This is a genomic window from Cellulosilyticum sp., assembly GCF_982396655.1.
Genome location: NZ_CEVXFV010000017.1, coordinates 1 through 17,654 on the forward strand (window position 1 = coordinate 1; position 17,654 = coordinate 17,654).

Here is a 17,654-nt window from a genome sequence, read left to right on the forward strand (position 1 = left end):
AACTTTAGAGACCTGTCCCCACTCTATTAACAGCAACTTTAGAGACCTGTCCCCACTCTATTAACAGCAACTTTAGAGACCTGTCCCCATGAAGATTTCGATGCAAAAAGGAGCTACCTTTTGAGGTAGCTCCTTGGGGAATTATTTTATAATCCGTTATTTGCAATAACGTTTTTGTACCAGTCAAAACTTTTCTTTTTGGATCTTTTGAGTGTTCCGTTGCCGGCGTTGTCTTTGTCTACGTAGATGAATCCATAACGTTTTTTCATTTCGCCTGTTGATGCACTTACGAGATCAATGCAACCCCATGGTGTATAACCAATAAGATCTACACCATCTTCTTCTACTGCTTCGATCATTGCCTTGATGTGTGCTTCTAAGTAAGCAATTCTGTAGTCATCATTAATTGTGCCATCTTCGGCTGGTGTATCAACCGCACCTAAACCATTTTCTACGATAAATAGTGGTTTTTGATAACGGTCATATAGTGTATTCATTGTAATACGAAGACCAAGTGGGTCAATTTGCCATCCCCATTCACTTTCTGTTAAATGTGGATTTTTAATACCTGCAAAAGCATTTCCTTGTCTTTTCTCACCGACTGTTGGATCTGCACTTACAACACGTGATGAGTAGTAGCTGAATGCAATGAAATCTACTGTGTTTTCTTTTAAGATTTGCACATCTTCTGCACCCATTTCAATTTGAATATTATTGCGTTCTAAGAATTTCTTAGCGTAATTTGGATATTCTCCTCTTGATTGCACATCAATGAAGAAGAAGTTCTCTCTATCTTTGCCAATGGCTGCAAATACATCTTCTGGTTTGCAGCTATATGGATAGTAATCTCCTGCTGCAAGCATACAACCCACTTTATTTTCTGGATTAATTTCATGCGCAAGTTTAGTTGCAAGTGCCGATGCTACAAGTTCATTATGTGCTGCTTGATATTGTACCTGAAGTTTGTTTTCTCCTTCTTCAAACATAATCCCCGCACCCATAAATGGTAAATGCATAAGCATATTAATTTCATTAAATGTCATCCAGTATTTAACCTTACCATCAAATCTCTTGAAAATTGCTTGGCAATATCTTACATAAGCATCAATGACCTTACGACTTTTCCATGAGCCATATTCTTCAAAGAGTACAAGTGGTAAATCAAAGTGACAAATTGTAACGACTGGTTCAATATTGTATTTTAATAACTCATCAATAAAGTTTTCATAGAATTTAAGTCCCTCTTCATTTGGCTCTGTTTCTAAACCTGTTGGAAAAATTCTAGACCATGCAAATGAAAAACGGTAACATTTGAATCCCATTTCTGCAAATAACGCAATATCTTCTTTATAGTTACCATACATATCAATAGCTTCATGAGAAGGGAAATAGCTATCTTCTGGTAAATCTTTATAATGCATTTCACCTTTCATAATTGCTCTTCTATATTCACCATGAGGAATCACATCCACTGTTCCTAATCCTTTTCCTCCAGCTAAATATCCACCCTCACACTGATTAGCAGCTGTAGCGCCACCCCATAAAAAATTCTTTGGTAATCCACTCATATTCTCGTCCTCATTTCTTTCTATATAATTTATAAACTAAATTTCTAATATCTTAACCTTTTATATTTTAAATCTGCTGTATTTTACTCTTATAACACAAATTCCTTATTTTAACAAAAAAGAGGTAAGTGAGATTTCACGATCCCTCTCTCACCTCTCATTTTATCCTATTTTAAAGCCACTCTTCTTTTCAAGCTCACCAATTCGCTTTTCTACCCAGTGGAGAATTCAATCTAACATAGCCTAGCTAGGAGTAAGGGACGCTGATAAGCTACCTTCGGAGTAAATTGTTGACAGTCTTAGTGAAATATTAGGAAGCGCTTTTAGGTGGAGTGTCTGAGCGAAGCGAGTTTTCCACCGTTGCTTCCTAATATGAGCTTAGACTGTCACAATTTACGAAGACAGTAGCGTTCAGCTGCCCTTATTCCTAGTAGCCCACTTAGATCGCCCTAATTCGCAACTACTTTTATTATTTCTTCCCCGCATTTAACAGCTTTATCATCAATAGCAAGTACACTTGCGTACTCTGCTGTATTTGTGATGATAACTGGTGTAATGCAGTCATATCCTTCATTTTTAATACCTTGTAAGTCAAAATCTACAAGTGGTGTACCTACTTCTACTTTATCGCCAGCTTTTACATGAGCTGTAAAGTATTTACCACCTAATTTAACTGTATCTAATCCGATGTGAATTAATAATTCAACGCCATTTTCATCTTTGATTGCGATAGCGTGTTTTGTGTCAAAAATCATTGCAACTGTTCCGTTTACCGGAGATACTACCTTACCTTCTGTTGGAATGATTGCCATTCCTTTACCCATGATTTCTTCTGAGAATGTTGGGTCATTTACAAGTCCAAGAGAAACTGCTTCTCCTGTTAATGGTGAACAAACTACGTTCATCCCTTCTTTTGCTACTGCTACTTTTTCTGTTTTCTCTTCTTTTGTTTCTGCTAATTTTACGCCTTCTGCATCTTTGTACATCACATATGCTACGATAAATGCAACAACAATACTGATTGCTACCCCAATACATGCATAGAAGAAGTTACTCATTGTTTCTCCACCAATGTATACTGGTAATGTTAAAAGTCCTGGTGAACCTGTAGCAAATCTTCTTACGCTAAAGATTCCGAAGAATAATCCCCCAAGTCCGCCACCAATCATAGATGCATAAAGACCTATTTTAGTTTTTAAGTTAACACCATATAATGCTGGTTCTGTAATACCACATAATGCTGTAATCCCTGATGTACTTGCTAATTGTTTTAAATCTGAGTCTTTTGTTTTTAAAGAAATTGCAAGTGCTGCTCCACCTTGAGCAACGTTAGATGCCATCATCGCTGGCCCTACAAATGTATCGTATCCTACTGTCATAATGTTATTAATACCGATTGGAATAATACCATAATGTGTTCCTGTCATAACTAAGACTGGTGATAATACACCAAGTACTGTTGGTACTAACCAACTTGCATAACTTTCAATTGCATAAATAGCTTGTGCTACTTTATCACTAAGCATATAACCAAGTGGCCCAATAAGTGTTAATGTTGCAATACCTACTATTAATGATGTAATAAGTGGTTTTGTAAAATATTTAACTGCTTTTGGAGAAATTTTATCTGCAAATGGTTCTACATAAGACATGAACCAGATTGCAAGAATAATTGGAAGTACACTTGAACCATAACTTGCAAGCGGAATATTTAATCCAAATACTGCAATGCCGGTTCCAGCTTCTTTAGCACCACTAATCATAGCTGTAAAGTTTGGATGTAATAACATGCCACCAATCATCATTGCTAAGTAGCCATTCACTTTAAACCTCTTAGCTGCTGAATTTGCTAATATAATTGGCAAGAAGTAAAATCCTGCATCAGCCATAAAGTTAAGTACTTGATATGTTTGTGAAGTATTTGAAAGTGCATTAGTTGCTATCAGCAATGCAAGTACTGCTTTAATCATCCCTGCCGCTGTGATTGCTGGCAAGATTGGTGTAAAGATTCCTGTAATTGTATCAATTACTTTTGCCCCTAATTTACGGTTATCTTTTTGCTCTGAACCTGATTCGCTATTATCAAGCTTTGTCATTGCCATGATTTCTTTGAAAACATGTGATACGTCACTACCAATAATAACTTGATATTGTCCACCATTGCTTACAGCGCCCATAACACCTTTTGTATTTTTTAATTTTGCTGTATCCGCTTTACTCTCATCTTTTAAAGTAAAACGTAGTCTAGTTGCACAATGTACGAGTGCTTTGATATTGCTTTCGCCGCCTACAAGGCCAAGAATAGTTTCTGCTAAACTTTTGTAATTCATCGTATTTCCTCCCTATTTCTTAGGTCTAAGGGTAATTTGAGTAATAAAAAATACCTAAACAAAAATTAACTAGCTTCTTTTGCTAATTTATTTTTATTTAGGTATAGCCTACTCAAAGTAACAACCCTATTTTAATAAATATGTGTGTTTATAAATCTTTAGTTTTATATGTTTGTAATTCTATTGATATGAATAGTTAAGTAAATCATTTCATCTTCTGTAAGATCCCAATCAAACTCTTGTTTAATGTAATCTTTTACTTTAAGGGTACATTCATATTCTTTTTTATACTTTCTTTTTAGTACTTCTATGAACTGATCATCTTGATCATCTATTGTGACACCTGTAAAAATACGTTGTGCAAAGAATTTAAGGTGTGTAATAAAACGTTCATAGTGAATTGAATACTCATCTAACTCTAGATTAAAGTGATACTTGATGATATTTAATATCTTTTGTATCATCTTTGTCATATCTGTGGTCTTTTCCATAGATAAATCATCCATTAAGGCATTTACAAAGTGAAGTGCAATGAAACCTGCTTCATCTTCTGGAAGCTCTATGCCTAAACGACGCTTTATAATATGTAAAGCTTCTTTTCCTACTAAAAATTCGTGATTATAAAGCTTTTTGATTTCCCACAGTAAGGCATTTTTGATTTGAATCCCCTGTTTTTGACGCTCTAATGCAAAGTTAATATGATCCGCTAAAGTAATATAGATATTCTGATTTAACTTTTTGCCTAAAGAGGCTTTTGCAAAACTGATAATTTCATTAGTAGCTTGGATATGCTCTAGAGGAATCTTTTCAAGTAGACTAATTAATTGACTTGAGCTTGTTTTTTCATTACAAGTATAAACTTTTTCAACTAAACTCTCATCAACTTCATCACCAGCTACCTTTTTGAAGCCAAGTCCACATCCCATTACTAGTATTTCATTATTCTTGTCATCTACGGACTTAATTAAGTTATTGTTTATGACTTTAACAACTTTCATCTTCGGTGTATTCCTCCTTTATATCCTTAATAATTAAGACGGTCACCGCCAAATTATCAAAAAAGGCTACACCACCTCCGCGAATAACAGGATAAAGATTATCCCTTCACAAAATGGTATAGCCTGCATTACCAGTAACAATCCGTTTATTAATTATATTAACATAATACAATATAGCTTCAAATATGTCAACCATTTCTTTATATTTTTTACATATACCGGCATCAAACCTCATTTTTTTTATTCACTTTGTACAAATATTAACAAATCCATGAGAATGTTTAAATTCCTACTTTGTTTCTTCTTTATAAATAAAACTTTCTTTGTTTTATAATAAAAACTTGTCAACACCCTAAAATAGTTGTTAAATTATATTATATACAGTATTTTCGAAACAAATTTTAATAAGACAAGGAGTACAACATATGATTTCAAATGAAATGGTTAAATTAGGAACAAAACGTTCCGTTATTAGAGAGCTTTTTGAGTATGGTAAAAAAAGAGCTGCTGAAATAGGTGCTGAAAATGTTTATGACTTTAGTATCGGAAATCCTAACGTACCTGCACCAGAATGCGTAAAGGAAACGATTATGGAACTTTTAAGCTCTACAGACCCAGCCATTCTTCATGGCTATACTTCTGCGCAAGGTGATGTAGAAGTTAGAACTGCCATTGCAGACTATATTAATGAAAGGTTTAATACAACACTTACACCAAATCATATTTATATGACAGTAGGTGCTGCTGCTTCTCTATGTATCTCATTAAAGGCTCTTGCTACAGAAGGTGATGAATTCATTACCTTTGCACCTTTCTTCCCAGAATACCGTGTATTCGTTCAATCAGTAGGTGCCCAACTTAAAGTTGTTCCTGTAAATACAGATAACTTCCAAATTGATTTTGAAAACTTCAAAGCCTTACTTTCTCCTAAAACTAAAGGTGTTATTATAAATTCACCTAATAATCCATCTGGTGTAGTTTACTCAGAAGAAACAATTAAAGAGCTTTGTACAATTCTTGAAGAGAAATCAGCTGAATATGGTCATCCAATTTACTTAATCTCAGATGAACCTTATAGAGAAATAGTATACGATGGCATCACAGTACCTTATACAATGAACTACTATAAAAATACATTAGTATGTTACTCATATAGCAAGGCCCTTTCACTTCCTGGTGAACGTATCGGTTACATAGCTGTCTCTGATCAAATGGAAAATAGCAATGATGTCTATGCTGCAGTTTGTGGTGCAGGCCGTGCGCTTGGTTATGTATGTGCCCCAAGCTTATTCCAAAAAGTTATTGCTAAATGCGTAAAGGCAACTTCTGATATCAATGCCTACAAAGAAAATCGAGATATCCTTTATAATGGTCTCAGCAAACTTGGCTATAACTGTGTAAGACCCGATGGCGCTTTCTACCTCTTTGTAAAAGCACTTGAAGAAGATGCAAATGCTTTCTGTGAAAAAGCTAAAAAATATGAATTACTCCTAGTACCTGGTGATGATTTTGGTTGCCCTGGCTACGTAAGAATCTCTTATTGTGTGAAACAATCACAAATCGTAGATTCATTACCAGCCTTTGAAAAACTTATAGCTGAATACAAATAAATAAAATAGCGCAGTACGGAAGTACTGCGGCTTTTTTATATCGCCATATCTTAAGATGCAATGAATAATGCATCAATCTATGACTTTCATAAGCAGTCGCTAAAGCGGCTGCTTTTTTTGTCTACATATTTATCCTAGTGCCTTACTCCTCTCTTAAGATTTCTCTATAGGTTTTACTTACTTTTACAAGTTATTCTATTAGTACAAATAAGCAAGATATCCATTTCGCAATATATATTAAATTATAAAGGAGAATTTATAATGGAAATAAACACCTTATTATCTTATATGTCGGAGTATGGCTTACTCTTAATGGCAATTATTATCTTTTTAGAATATCTCAACTTACCCGGCTTCCCCGCAGGTATCATCTTACCAGTGGCTGGTATATGGACTAGTAATTCAAATACCAACTTTTGGTTTGTATTAGGTATTTCAGTACTTTCTGCTCTCATAGCTAGTTGGATTTTATATGCAATAGGTTGGTACTTTGGTGACTTTATCTTAACAAAGTACCTCAAACGTTTTCCAAAACAAGAAAATATTATTCAAAAACAACTTAACTATTTACAACAAAAGGGCTACTTATGGGTGTTAATTAGTAAACTCATCCCTATGGTAAGGACAATTATTTCACTTCCAGCAGGTTTGCTTAAATTAAACTTTTTTACCTATACAATAGCTTCTACCATAGGTATTACTATTTGGAATGCAGTCCTCATTTATAGTGGATACCTTTTTAAAGAAGAAATATTAAGTCAATTCATCTAGGAGGCAGTAAAAAATGAGAATCGCAATGTTAACTAATAATTACAAACCTTTTATAGGTGGCGTACCTATTTCAATAGAACGACTAAGCAATGGATTAAGGGCACTTGGCTGTGAAGTCTATATCTTCACTCCAAGTTATAAAAATCAGGTAGAAGAAGAATATGTTATTCGCTACAACTCCTTTAAAGCAACCAAAAACGGACTGGCAATTCCCAATATGATGGATCCATTTATTATGAGGAAATTTAAGGAGTTAGAAATTGACTTAATTCATGTACACCATCCTATGCTTATTGGTTGGACAGCCCTTTATTTAGGTAAAAAATATAAAATTCCTGTGATATACACATATCACACACGCTATGAACATTACTTGCATAACATATCTTTCATTAAATCACTTGAGTCTTCTGCTTGTAATGAGAACACTACTATTTCAACGAAATTATCTAATAATGTAATTTATACACTCAAAGAACATATTGTTCCAAGTTTAATAAAAGGCTATCTCAATAAATGCCAGATGGTATTTGTACCAACAGAACTCATGCATAAAATTTTAGCCTCACAAAAAGTACATGCGCCTATTGAAATTTTACCAACAGGATTGGATACAGCTTTCTTTCAAGAAGATAAAGTAGCAGCCATTCGAAAACAATATATTGGCGATAAAGGATACCTTTTCTGCAGTGTCTCAAGACTCGAGAAGGAAAAAAACATCTCTTTCATGCTAGAAGGGCTTGAACAATTAAAAAACAAAATAGGTAATAACTTTAAAATGTTATTAATAGGTGATGGTACTCTAAAAGAAATATTAAAAGAAGAAATAAGTAATAGAGGGTTAGATGAAAATATAATTTTATTAAATAGTATTCCTAACGCTGAAATTCCACATTACTACGGTGCTTGTGACTTATTCTTATTTGCATCTAAATCTGAAACACAGGGTATTGTACTTTTAGAAGCTATGGCTACGCGTACACCTGTTATAGCTATTGAAGCAACTGGTGTTGTAGATGTAGTTAAAAATCATATAAATGGATTTATGACCTTAGATTCTCATGAAGATTGGGTAGGTCGAATCATCTATTTAATAAATCATAAAAGCGAATGGGAAAAATTAAAGGAGGGTGCTTATGAAACAGCATCTAAATATGCAAACAAAAGAATCGCACAACGTGCGCTTTGCCACTATAAATCAACGATTAAAAGTTATCACAAACAAGCTGGTTACCTTATGGGCCAAAATGAATTTATATAAAGATAAACTTCTTATTGTAACTTATACTGCATATATTGAATTCGTTGCACGTACAAGTTCTATTAAACTTCAAGGAGATATTCTTCCCAAAGATTTTGATAGCTCTATGATTGGTTTTTGGCATGGTGATAGTTTTACAATGAATCTTTTACTTAGAGAGCTACGCCACTATAACCACAACATATCCGTTGTAGTCACTCAAGATAAACGAGGAGACTATATACATGGCGTTCTTACAACCTATCATACTAAAACACTCCGTATACCAGATGGTGCAGCCATTCGACCTTTTTTGGCTACACTTAAGGAAACAAGCCAATTAGGTAATGAAACAATATGTATTGCTTTAGATGGTCCATTAGGGCCTTATAAAGAGCCTAAAAAACTCCTCTTCATGCTTTCCGAACATGCAAAAAAACCATGTATTTTACTAAATGTTAACTACAGTAAAGCTATTAAGCTTAGTAAAAGATGGGACTACTATACCATTGTTCTTCCTTTTAGTAAAATCACCTTTACGGCCCATCATCTAGGTATTACTCAGCAAGAAGACTTAAAACAATTTAAGCTTTATAAACAGTTTATTCATTCAAAATCTCAATGTTCTTAAAAAACCTGCTAATGAAATCTTATAATTTTCATTAGCAGGTTTTTCTCTTATTATATATGTTTACTTAGCAAGTTGCTAATGGGAGTAAATAATACTTCCCATCTTCTTCATAAAACTTTCCTTGAATCTTATAGACTTCTTGAATCAGCTTTTCATCTGCCATATCTTTAGGTGTACCTACCTTTAAGACTTTACCTGATTTCATAACAATAATGTGATCACTATAATTAAGTGCCTGGTTGATATCATGTAAAACCATTACGATAGTCATGTTGTATTGGGCATTTAGCTTTTTTACTAAATCTAAAAGTTCCATTTGATAATACATATCTAAATAAGTCGTTGGTTCATCTAGAAATAGTATTTCAGGCTGTTGGCAAAGTGCCATGGCAAGCCAAGCTCGCTGTCTTTGGCCGCCTGAAAGCGCACTTAATGGACGATGTTGTAACTCAGAAAGCTTGGTACACTCTAATGCCCAGTCTATGATTTTCTCTGCTTCTTCTGTAATCCCTTCGCAAACGCCTTGATGCGGCGTGCGCCCATAAGCTACTAATTCCCTAATAGTAATCTGTAAGTTTTCATTATTATGCTGATGAAGTACAGCTACCTTACGTGCAAACGGCTTTTGTTTAATAGTAGTGATATTTGTACCATCTAAAGTAATTTCACCTTGTTTAACTTTATGTCCCTTCGTTAAAAGGCCTAAAAGTGTTGATTTGCCACAACCATTTGGTCCTATAATCGTTGTAATTTTACCTCTTGGTATTTCTAAATTTAAATCATTAAATAAATAATTTGTTTTGTCATGTCCGAACTGTATATTTTTAACTTTCATCTTGTTAACTCCCATTTTGAATAAATGTTTTTAAATAAATTTCCTAAACCATTACTCACTTCTTTTTAGCATATATAAAAAGAATGGTGCACCTAATAATGCCATCATGACACCTATTGGAATTTCAAATGGATAGATGATTGTACGGCCTAGAAAATCTGCTAGTAATAATAATGCCCCGCCTAATAAAGCTGTAAATGGTATTAAATATTTGTGACCTGTTCCTACTAAAAGGCGCCCTAAATGAGGTACGACAAGTCCTACGAAACTAATCATCCCTACCTGTGTTGTTGGAATGATGGCTAATAATACCGCTACTACTGAAATGATTATACGTTGTTTATTCACATTCATCCCAAGGCTTGCTGCATTACGTTCTCCAAGCGCTAAAAGGTCACAATTTTTATATAAACAAAATGCAAGTATAAGACCTATGAGTCCATAGATACTCATAAGCATTACAGTGTCCCAACCTTTCGTTGTACTTTGAGCACTACTTGATAAACTAGACATCATACTTGATGAGCCCATATAAGAAATAACTTCACTTAAGGCTTCAAAGAATGCATTAATTGCAATACCTGCTAAAATAATACGTTTTGGCTGAAAACCTTTTCGCCATGCGAAGGCATATACAAGACTACAGGCAATGAGTCCACCTATAAGTCCAAAAAATGGTGCTGATAAAAATAAGGTTGGGACAAATGTAAGTACCAAACTATTCATAAAGTTTGCGCCTGCAGAAATCCCTACGATACCAGGGTCTGCTAAAGGATTCTTCATGACTGCTTGTAAAAGTACCCCTGATGTCGCTAACATTGCACCTGTTAGTACAGATACGAATATACGTGGCAACCTTACTGCTTTAATAATTTCAACTTGGCTGTTATTTCCTTTGATAAGCCCCTCAACGATTTCTTTAAGGGTGAGATTAATGCTACCAATTCGCATACATAATAATCCTAAAAGCACAATACACATGCCAACTACTACAAATTTTGTCTTTATATATTTCTTATTCATTTTAACTCCCATTTAAATGTATTTAACTAATTTTAAACCTAACATAATGAAAAGGAGCTATGTCACTCCTCAGTGTCCTAGCCCCTTTTCACTAATAAATAATTTCTGCTAATTCACTAAGTGCCTTAGCTGTTTCTAGGCTGGCACTTACATTGAATAAACTATCATCTAAATCATATACGTTGCCATTTTTTACAGCATCGAATTGACTCCAGATTGGATTTTCATTGAATTCTTTTTCAAACATTTCAAGTACTTCTTCCTTCACACCATGTGTCATACGAAGGATAATGTCTGGCTCTGAGACAAGTAAGGCTTCTAAGTTGACATTGGCATATGCTGTATTGCTATCTGCTACCACATTTGTACCACCTAACATTTCTACCATTTGACCTACGAAAGATGCTGATGTACCTGCTAGGTAATTTCCTGGGAAACCAAAGAGAATAAGTACTTTAGGAGAAGTTTTTCCTTTAACGCTTTCTATTGTTGCATTGATATCTGCTTCAAAATTAGCAATCAATTCAGCAGCTTCTGCTTCTCGATCAAACATCTCACCGATTGTGGCAATAGATGCCTTAAGCGTATCAATGTTTTCTGCATTTAAGTATGTACCTTGTATGCCTACTGTCCCAAGTTTTTCACTTACCATTGATTCAAGTGTCGTAAGCGAAAGGACATGTGTCGGATTTAATGAAGCAATGATTTCAATATCCGGCGACATTGGTAATCCTACCTTTGTTACATCTGCCACCTTTTCATTTAAACTATACTGTGAATTGGGTACGCCCACCATTTCTACATCAAGTTCTGCTAAGATATCAACTAAGGATACTGAAAGTGCCACAATGCGTTGCTCTTCAGTTGTGCCTTTTTCATCTTGAACACTAGCTCCCTGAGTTTGCTCCACTGCATTTCCACCGCAGCCACTAAATGCCATTAAACCTACTAAACTTAGTCCCAAATAAATACTTCTCTTTAGTCTTCTCACAACTTACTCCTTACTTTCTTTTTAAATAAATCACGCTACCAATCGCTCCTGCTACTACAATTACACCTATGATAAGCATCATATTTTTCATAGTATTTTTACTTGCTGATGTGACTGCATCTACGTTTTCTGTTTCTTCTATGTTCTCTGTCTTAGCTCCATCTTGCTCAGTTTCTTCTTGAACTTCACCTTGTACTTCAGCTTGTTTTTCATCTTGATTGTGTTCTTCAAAATTCTCTTCAACTTGTGCTGATGCTTCATCTGTCTTTTCTATATTAGCATCATTAGCATCTGCTACTTCTTGGCTTTGTACTTTTGCATCATTTGTGATATTTTCAGTAACTACTTCTTCCTGAGATGTTTTTTCACCTTTTTGTACTGTAGTCTCTGATTTTTTAGCTGTTTCTGATGAAGTAGTGTCCTGTGCTTTTTGACTTACAGCCTGTGTTTGTTCCTGTTTTGAACTACTGCTTGTTGTATTTGTTTTGTTCGCCACCGCGCTACTATTATTTGTCGTACTGCTTGTCATATTATTTGCTGCATTAGATGCTGAACTAGATACTGAACTAGTTGTACTACTTGCATTGCTGTTAGATGCGCTACTGCTATTTTGCACAACTTCTGCTGCTGATTCTTTTACAGGTTCTGCTACTGGTTCTGCTTTTTTGATAAGCTTTAAACTACTTTCATTTAATGTTACTGTATACTCTACAGTTGTATTCATTGGCTCTACATAAAGTCCTACTTTAATACTTGTGCTTAAGCTTGGCACCTTAAACTTTAATTTTTTAATATTGCCTGCTAAAGCTGTTGTTTCACAAGTCACTTTACTGCCACCTACTGAGATCGTAAAATCACCCATATATTGTGTATTGTTAAAAGCTAGCGTTACGAAAGTACCACTATCATTTACTTCTACATCTGATACTGTTTCTGTATATGACCTTGCCATGCCTTCACCCACAGGATTATCATGGCTTACGTTATTTGTAATCGTATAAGTCCCTTTATCTAAATCTTGTCCCCATGCTACTACAGTGAGTAGCATGGCAAACAATATTGTTAATATTGGTGTACTTAAACGTCTTAAATTCTGTCCTAAATGCTTTGTATTTTTCGTAAGTTGTAACATATAAATGTCCCGCCTTCTAGTTTTCTGTTACCTTTAAGATTTCAGCATATGCCCAGTGATTTGCTGATAAATCTTTAAATGGATTTTCTATATCTACATTTGTCTCTTCTGTATGACCAATAAGCTTATTAATTACTTTTACAGCTTCTGCTCTTGTGATTGTTCCTTCTGGTTTAAATGTGTTATCTCCATAACCATTGATATAACCTGCTTCTGTAGCTGCTGCTACATATTTTTCATAGCTGCTTCCTGTTAAATCTTTGAAGCCATGTTCATAATCCGCAGATGCTTCTAATCCTGCCACCTGTGCAATAACTTTAACGAATTCGCCTCTTGTCATATTTTCATTTGGATTAAATGCAGACTCTGCCGCTTCACCTATTACACCAGCTTCTTCGAATAACATAATGGCATCTTTTGCCCACATGTCAACATCTGTAAATGTACTTACGAATTCTGTTTCTACAAGTGATTTTGTATCAATTATAATTCTAAGTTCTGGTGCTACACTTCCCATTGGGGCAATACCTGTTTTTAATGTAATTGCCTCTTCTAAGTTTGCAACTTCTAATGTCACATAAGCTGTTTTCATATCTGCTGATTTACGTACTTCTACAGCTTTGTATTCTCCATCCACTTTTTGTGCAATACCAGTAATAATATCGCTAAAACCTAAACCTTCATTTGCAATTTCTAATTCTACGAAATAACTCTCACCTTGTTTTTTGATAGCAATACCAGCATTTTTAAAGAACTGTCCCGCCATAGATGCTTCATCTTTATCAGCTTGAAGAATGCTGATATTAGCTGAATAATACTCATTTTGTACGCCGTCTACAAGAAGTGCTAACATGCTTAACGCTTCTGCTTTTGTCACCTTGCCATTTGGTTTGAATGTGCCATCTGCATAGCCTTTGATATATTTAATTTCCTTAGCATTCTCTTTGATTCTAAGTGTTGTATGTGCTATTGTACTTGTTAGCCCTTTAACTGTAAATGCATTTGACTTTGTCTCTACTTCATTTAATGTGATGCCTACTACAACTGTCTGATCTTTTTCAGCTGCCTCAACTGCATCATATGTAAATGTAATCACTTCATTTTCCATCTTGAAATTATTAAGTGTTAAGCTTTTACCTGTTGTATCATCATTTAAATAAATTTTCCCTGTGAAATCACTTGCTGTAAGCTCTTCATCTGTACCATTTAAGTAAATAGTTACTTTACCATTTTCAGCTTCTACTTTATTGATAGTCATAGCTTCATCTGATTTAAATGCTGTATTAATGCTTCCCGCACCTTCTTCAATACTACTTTCATCAAGTTTAATTCTAAGGACCGGTTTCATACTTCCCATTGCTGAGATACCACATCTAAGATAAGCTGTATTACTTACTGCACCAATTTTAATTTCTGTTGTTACATAACGTTTGCTGCTATCGTTTAAGTAATTTAAATATAATGATTTATATTCCCCATCAATACGTTGTTCAAGAGATGTGATAACATCTTTCATTCCCATACCATCTTTAAGTACTTGAATAGTTAAATATGCTTCACCATTTTGAATACGAAGTGGTAAACCTTCTTTGTTAAAGAATCCAGCTGCCATAGATGCTGTATCTTGTGTTTCATGTAAAACATCAATGTTTACTGAGTAATAACCATCTTGAAGTCCGCCATCATTCGAAGCTTGCTTTTCTGTAATTACTACTTCTTGGAATGCTGATACGTTTTCTGTATTTTGAGCATCTCTTGCACCTACGCTATATGTTCCTGCTGCAAGATTTATAAATGTATTTGTAGTTTGCCAGTTTGCACCGCCATCAATTGTATACTCATATGTACCATTTCCACCTGTTGCTGTTACTGTAATTGTACCAGTAAGCCCTGTTGCATCTGTTTTTGCTACAGCAATTTCTACTGGTGTTGATTCTGGTACTTGTACACCTAAAATTTTGCTAATGCTTTCTGCTGTTAACTTGATACGTACTGGATAAGCTTTCGTCATAAATGGTAAGACTACATGACATCTTACATAAGCTGTCTCATCTAAACTATCTAAGGCAATTTCTGTCACAATATATCTACCTGTTTCATCTTCTACATAACTTAAATCTAATGCTTCATATGTATCTCCTTCTAAGATATCTAATCCTTTCATGATATCTACGAAGCTACCAGAATCTCTTGCTACTTTAAGTGTTAAGTAAGCTTTACCTTCACGAATATTTAAAGTGACATTTTCTTTTGTAAAGTATTCTGCTGCGTGTGATGGTTGATCTTGTGTTTCATGTAATACTTCAATGTCTACTAAGTAATTACCTTCTGGCATTGCTGTAGCTTCTTTAATAACTACCTCTTGGAAATCAGTTACATTATCTGTGTATTCCACCGCACGTACACCTACGCTATATGTCCCTGCTGTTAAACCTGTAAATACATTTGTAGTTACCCAGTTTTGACCACCATCAATTGTATATTCATAATTTCCACTGCCGCCTACTGCAATCACTTTAATGCTGCCATCATTGACATTTGCATTTGTTGCTTCTACCGATTTAATAACAACTGGACTTTGCTCTGCTAAAATCTTATTAAGGCTTTCGGCTGCAAGTTTGATACGTACTGGATAAGCTTTCGTCATAAATGGTAAAACTACATGACATCTTACATAAGCTGTCTCATCTAAGCTATCTAATGCAATCTCTGTCACAATATATCTACCTGTTTCATCTTCTACATAGTCTAAATCTAATGCTTTATATGTATCTCCTTCTAAGATATCTAATCCTTGCATGATATCTACGAAACTACCAGAATCTCTTGCTACTTTAAGTGTTAAGTAAGCCTTACCTTCACGAATATCTAAAGCTATATTTTCTTTTGTAAAGTATTCTGCTGCATGAGAAGGCTTATCTTCTGTTTCATGAAGTACTTCAATATTTACTGCATATTGGCCTTCAGGCATCACTACTTCTGTATCTGGCTTTTCTTTTGCAACGATTTCTACTGTTTCAAAATCTGTTACATTATCAGGTTGCGCCATATCGCGAACTGCTACACTATATGTACCTGCTGCTAATTTTTCAAATACATTTGTTTGGCTCCAGTTTTGTCCGCCATCAACTGTGTACTCATAGCTTCCGCTACCGCCAGCTGCTGTAATTGTAATTGTGCCATCTGCTGCTTGGTAAGCTGTTTCATCTGTATGTACTACATTCATTGTAACTGCTGTTTTCTCAGCGCCTACACCTTGTGCCTTAAGATAACTAATAGTTTCTTCTGTTAAAAAGATACGAAGTTCTTGCTTCATCGTAAAACCAATATTAAGGCCACATCTTAAAGTAACTGGTTGCTCAATATCATCAAAATCAATCTCTGTTACAATATAACGTACCTCATCTTGCTGCGCATATTTTAGATTAAGACTTTCATACTCACTTTCTCCTGTTTTTTTCTCAAGAGATGTGATTACATCTTTAAATCCTAAACCATCCTTTGCAACTTGAAGTTTTAAATAAACTTTACCATCAACGATTTCAATCGGTAAATTGGTTTGTGTAAAGAACTGAGCTGCCATAGATTCTGCTTCTGAATCTGCCTTTAATACCTTAATGCTGCCAACATGTGTTGCACTCGCAGCTTCATCTTCCCATGGGTCCGCTTCTGTCACTTCTTCTGTCACTTCTAATGTATTTGCTTCTTCTGCTACGTCTAGGCTTTCTTTCACTTCACCCTCTGGCATAATTACTTCAGCTTCATCCACTACTTTATCAATTACTTCACCAATCACTTCATCTTCTTGTATATCTTTATCTGCTTCAATCTGATTCTCTTGGTCTTGAATTTCTGCTTCTTCTTGCTCATTTCCTTCTGATGTTTCTACCTCATCAACCACTTCTTCAGTTACTTCCTTATTTAGCTCATCAGATACTTCTTCAGTTACTTTATCTTCTGTAACTACTTCATCTTCTTGAATTCCCTCAATCACTTCACTGTTTGTCTCTTCGCCCCCTACAGTGTTTTCCTGCTCTGTAGCTACTTCATTTACTACTGTCGTTTCATTTTGTAATTCACCTTGTGCAAATACTGGTGCTACTTGCCCCACTGTACCGGTAACTACTGTACAACAAAGTGCCATATTTGCTAATTTATTTCTTAATGATTTCGCCATTCTTATCTCTCCTTGTACTTTATCTTATACTTCTTATACTTCTCCACATTATGTTTTTTCGATTTGCCGTTTAACTTTTCAATTTGTTCTTTTTTGCGAATCGTTCTCAATTAATTCAACTGAAAGACACTATATCATCTTCCTTTTTTATACGTCAATAGATTCAACACTAGTTGGTATCCTACGATACGTTATTGAGAATAATTTTCATTTCATATTTACATTTTACCCATTTTTTAGTATGATAAATAATAATAGTTCTCAAAAAGAACATCCAAGCATTTATAGATTAGGAGGTAACAGCACTGTTTGCTAGTTATATACACCAATTAAAAAACGTTGCATTAT

General features: G+C 34.7%; 12 protein-coding genes. 4 read left to right on the plus strand and 8 right to left on the minus strand.

Annotated elements, in window-relative coordinates; translation table 11 throughout:
- Positions 1–146: 146 nt before the first annotated feature.
- From AC1VAQ_RS09080 to licT, 3 genes are all read right to left on the minus strand, one after another.
- A complete protein-coding gene (locus AC1VAQ_RS09080; RefSeq protein WP_302596647.1) occupies positions 147–1,568 on the minus strand; it encodes a 6-phospho-beta-glucosidase in 1,422 nt (473 codons plus the stop codon).
- A 449-nt stretch (positions 1,569–2,017) separates the two neighbouring features.
- Positions 2,018–3,898 carry a beta-glucoside-specific PTS transporter subunit IIABC gene (locus tag AC1VAQ_RS09085; RefSeq protein ID WP_302596646.1) on the minus strand — a complete coding sequence of 627 codons (1,881 nt, stop codon included), beginning with the start codon at positions 3,896–3,898 and terminating at the stop codon, positions 2,018–2,020.
- Positions 3,899–4,062: 164 nt separating this feature from the next.
- Positions 4,063–4,896 carry a BglG family transcription antiterminator LicT gene (gene licT / locus AC1VAQ_RS09090; protein ID WP_302596645.1) on the minus strand — a complete coding sequence of 278 codons (834 nt, stop codon included), beginning with the start codon at positions 4,894–4,896 and terminating at the stop codon, positions 4,063–4,065.
- Positions 4,897–5,321: 425 nt separating this feature from the next.
- On the opposite strand from licT, the gene AC1VAQ_RS09095 reads away from it, so the two are divergent.
- The 4 genes from AC1VAQ_RS09095 to AC1VAQ_RS09110 all read left to right on the plus strand — a co-directional run bounded on the left by AC1VAQ_RS09095 (position 5,322) and on the right by AC1VAQ_RS09110 (position 9,148).
- The gene (locus AC1VAQ_RS09095; RefSeq protein WP_479903823.1) at positions 5,322–6,506 is read left to right on the plus strand and encodes a pyridoxal phosphate-dependent aminotransferase; all 1,185 of its coding nucleotides are present in this window, start codon (positions 5,322–5,324) and stop codon (positions 6,504–6,506) included.
- Positions 6,507–6,767: 261 nt separating this feature from the next.
- Positions 6,768–7,277 carry a DedA family protein gene (locus AC1VAQ_RS09100; protein ID WP_302596643.1) on the plus strand — a complete coding sequence of 170 codons (510 nt, stop codon included), beginning with the start codon at positions 6,768–6,770 and terminating at the stop codon, positions 7,275–7,277.
- 13 nt (positions 7,278–7,290) lie between these two features.
- Positions 7,291–8,538: a glycosyltransferase gene (locus AC1VAQ_RS09105; RefSeq protein ID WP_479903824.1), complete on the plus strand. Its 1,248-nt coding sequence runs from the start codon at positions 7,291–7,293 to the stop codon at positions 8,536–8,538.
- Entirely contained in the window at positions 8,525–9,148 is a 624-nt protein-coding gene (locus AC1VAQ_RS09110; protein ID WP_303243884.1) for a lysophospholipid acyltransferase family protein, read from the plus strand. The genes AC1VAQ_RS09105 and AC1VAQ_RS09110 overlap by 14 nt, the downstream gene beginning before the upstream one ends.
- A 64-nt stretch (positions 9,149–9,212) precedes the next feature.
- Here the strand turns inward: AC1VAQ_RS09110 and AC1VAQ_RS09115 are convergent, their stop codons facing one another.
- The 5 genes from AC1VAQ_RS09115 to AC1VAQ_RS09135 form a co-directional block, all read right to left on the minus strand.
- On the minus strand, positions 9,213–9,983 hold the full coding sequence (locus tag AC1VAQ_RS09115) for an ABC transporter ATP-binding protein (RefSeq protein WP_302596640.1): 771 nt from the start codon (positions 9,981–9,983) through the stop codon (positions 9,213–9,215).
- A 51-nt stretch (positions 9,984–10,034) separates the two neighbouring features.
- Positions 10,035–11,006, minus strand: a complete 972-nt coding sequence (locus tag AC1VAQ_RS09120) for a FecCD family ABC transporter permease (protein WP_303243883.1) — start codon at positions 11,004–11,006, stop codon at positions 10,035–10,037.
- A gap of 91 nt (positions 11,007–11,097) precedes the next feature.
- Positions 11,098–11,997, minus strand: coding sequence for a heme ABC transporter substrate-binding protein IsdE (gene isdE / locus AC1VAQ_RS09125; RefSeq protein WP_302596638.1), 900 nt, complete (start codon positions 11,995–11,997; stop codon positions 11,098–11,100).
- A gap of 10 nt (positions 11,998–12,007) precedes the next feature.
- Positions 12,008–13,129, minus strand: a complete 1,122-nt coding sequence (locus AC1VAQ_RS09130) for an NEAT domain-containing protein (RefSeq protein ID WP_302596637.1) — start codon at positions 13,127–13,129, stop codon at positions 12,008–12,010.
- Positions 13,130–13,145: 16 nt separating this feature from the next.
- Positions 13,146–17,306, minus strand: a complete 4,161-nt coding sequence (locus tag AC1VAQ_RS09135; protein WP_479903825.1) for an NEAT domain-containing protein — start codon at positions 17,304–17,306, stop codon at positions 13,146–13,148.
- Positions 17,307–17,654 lie beyond the last annotated feature (348 nt).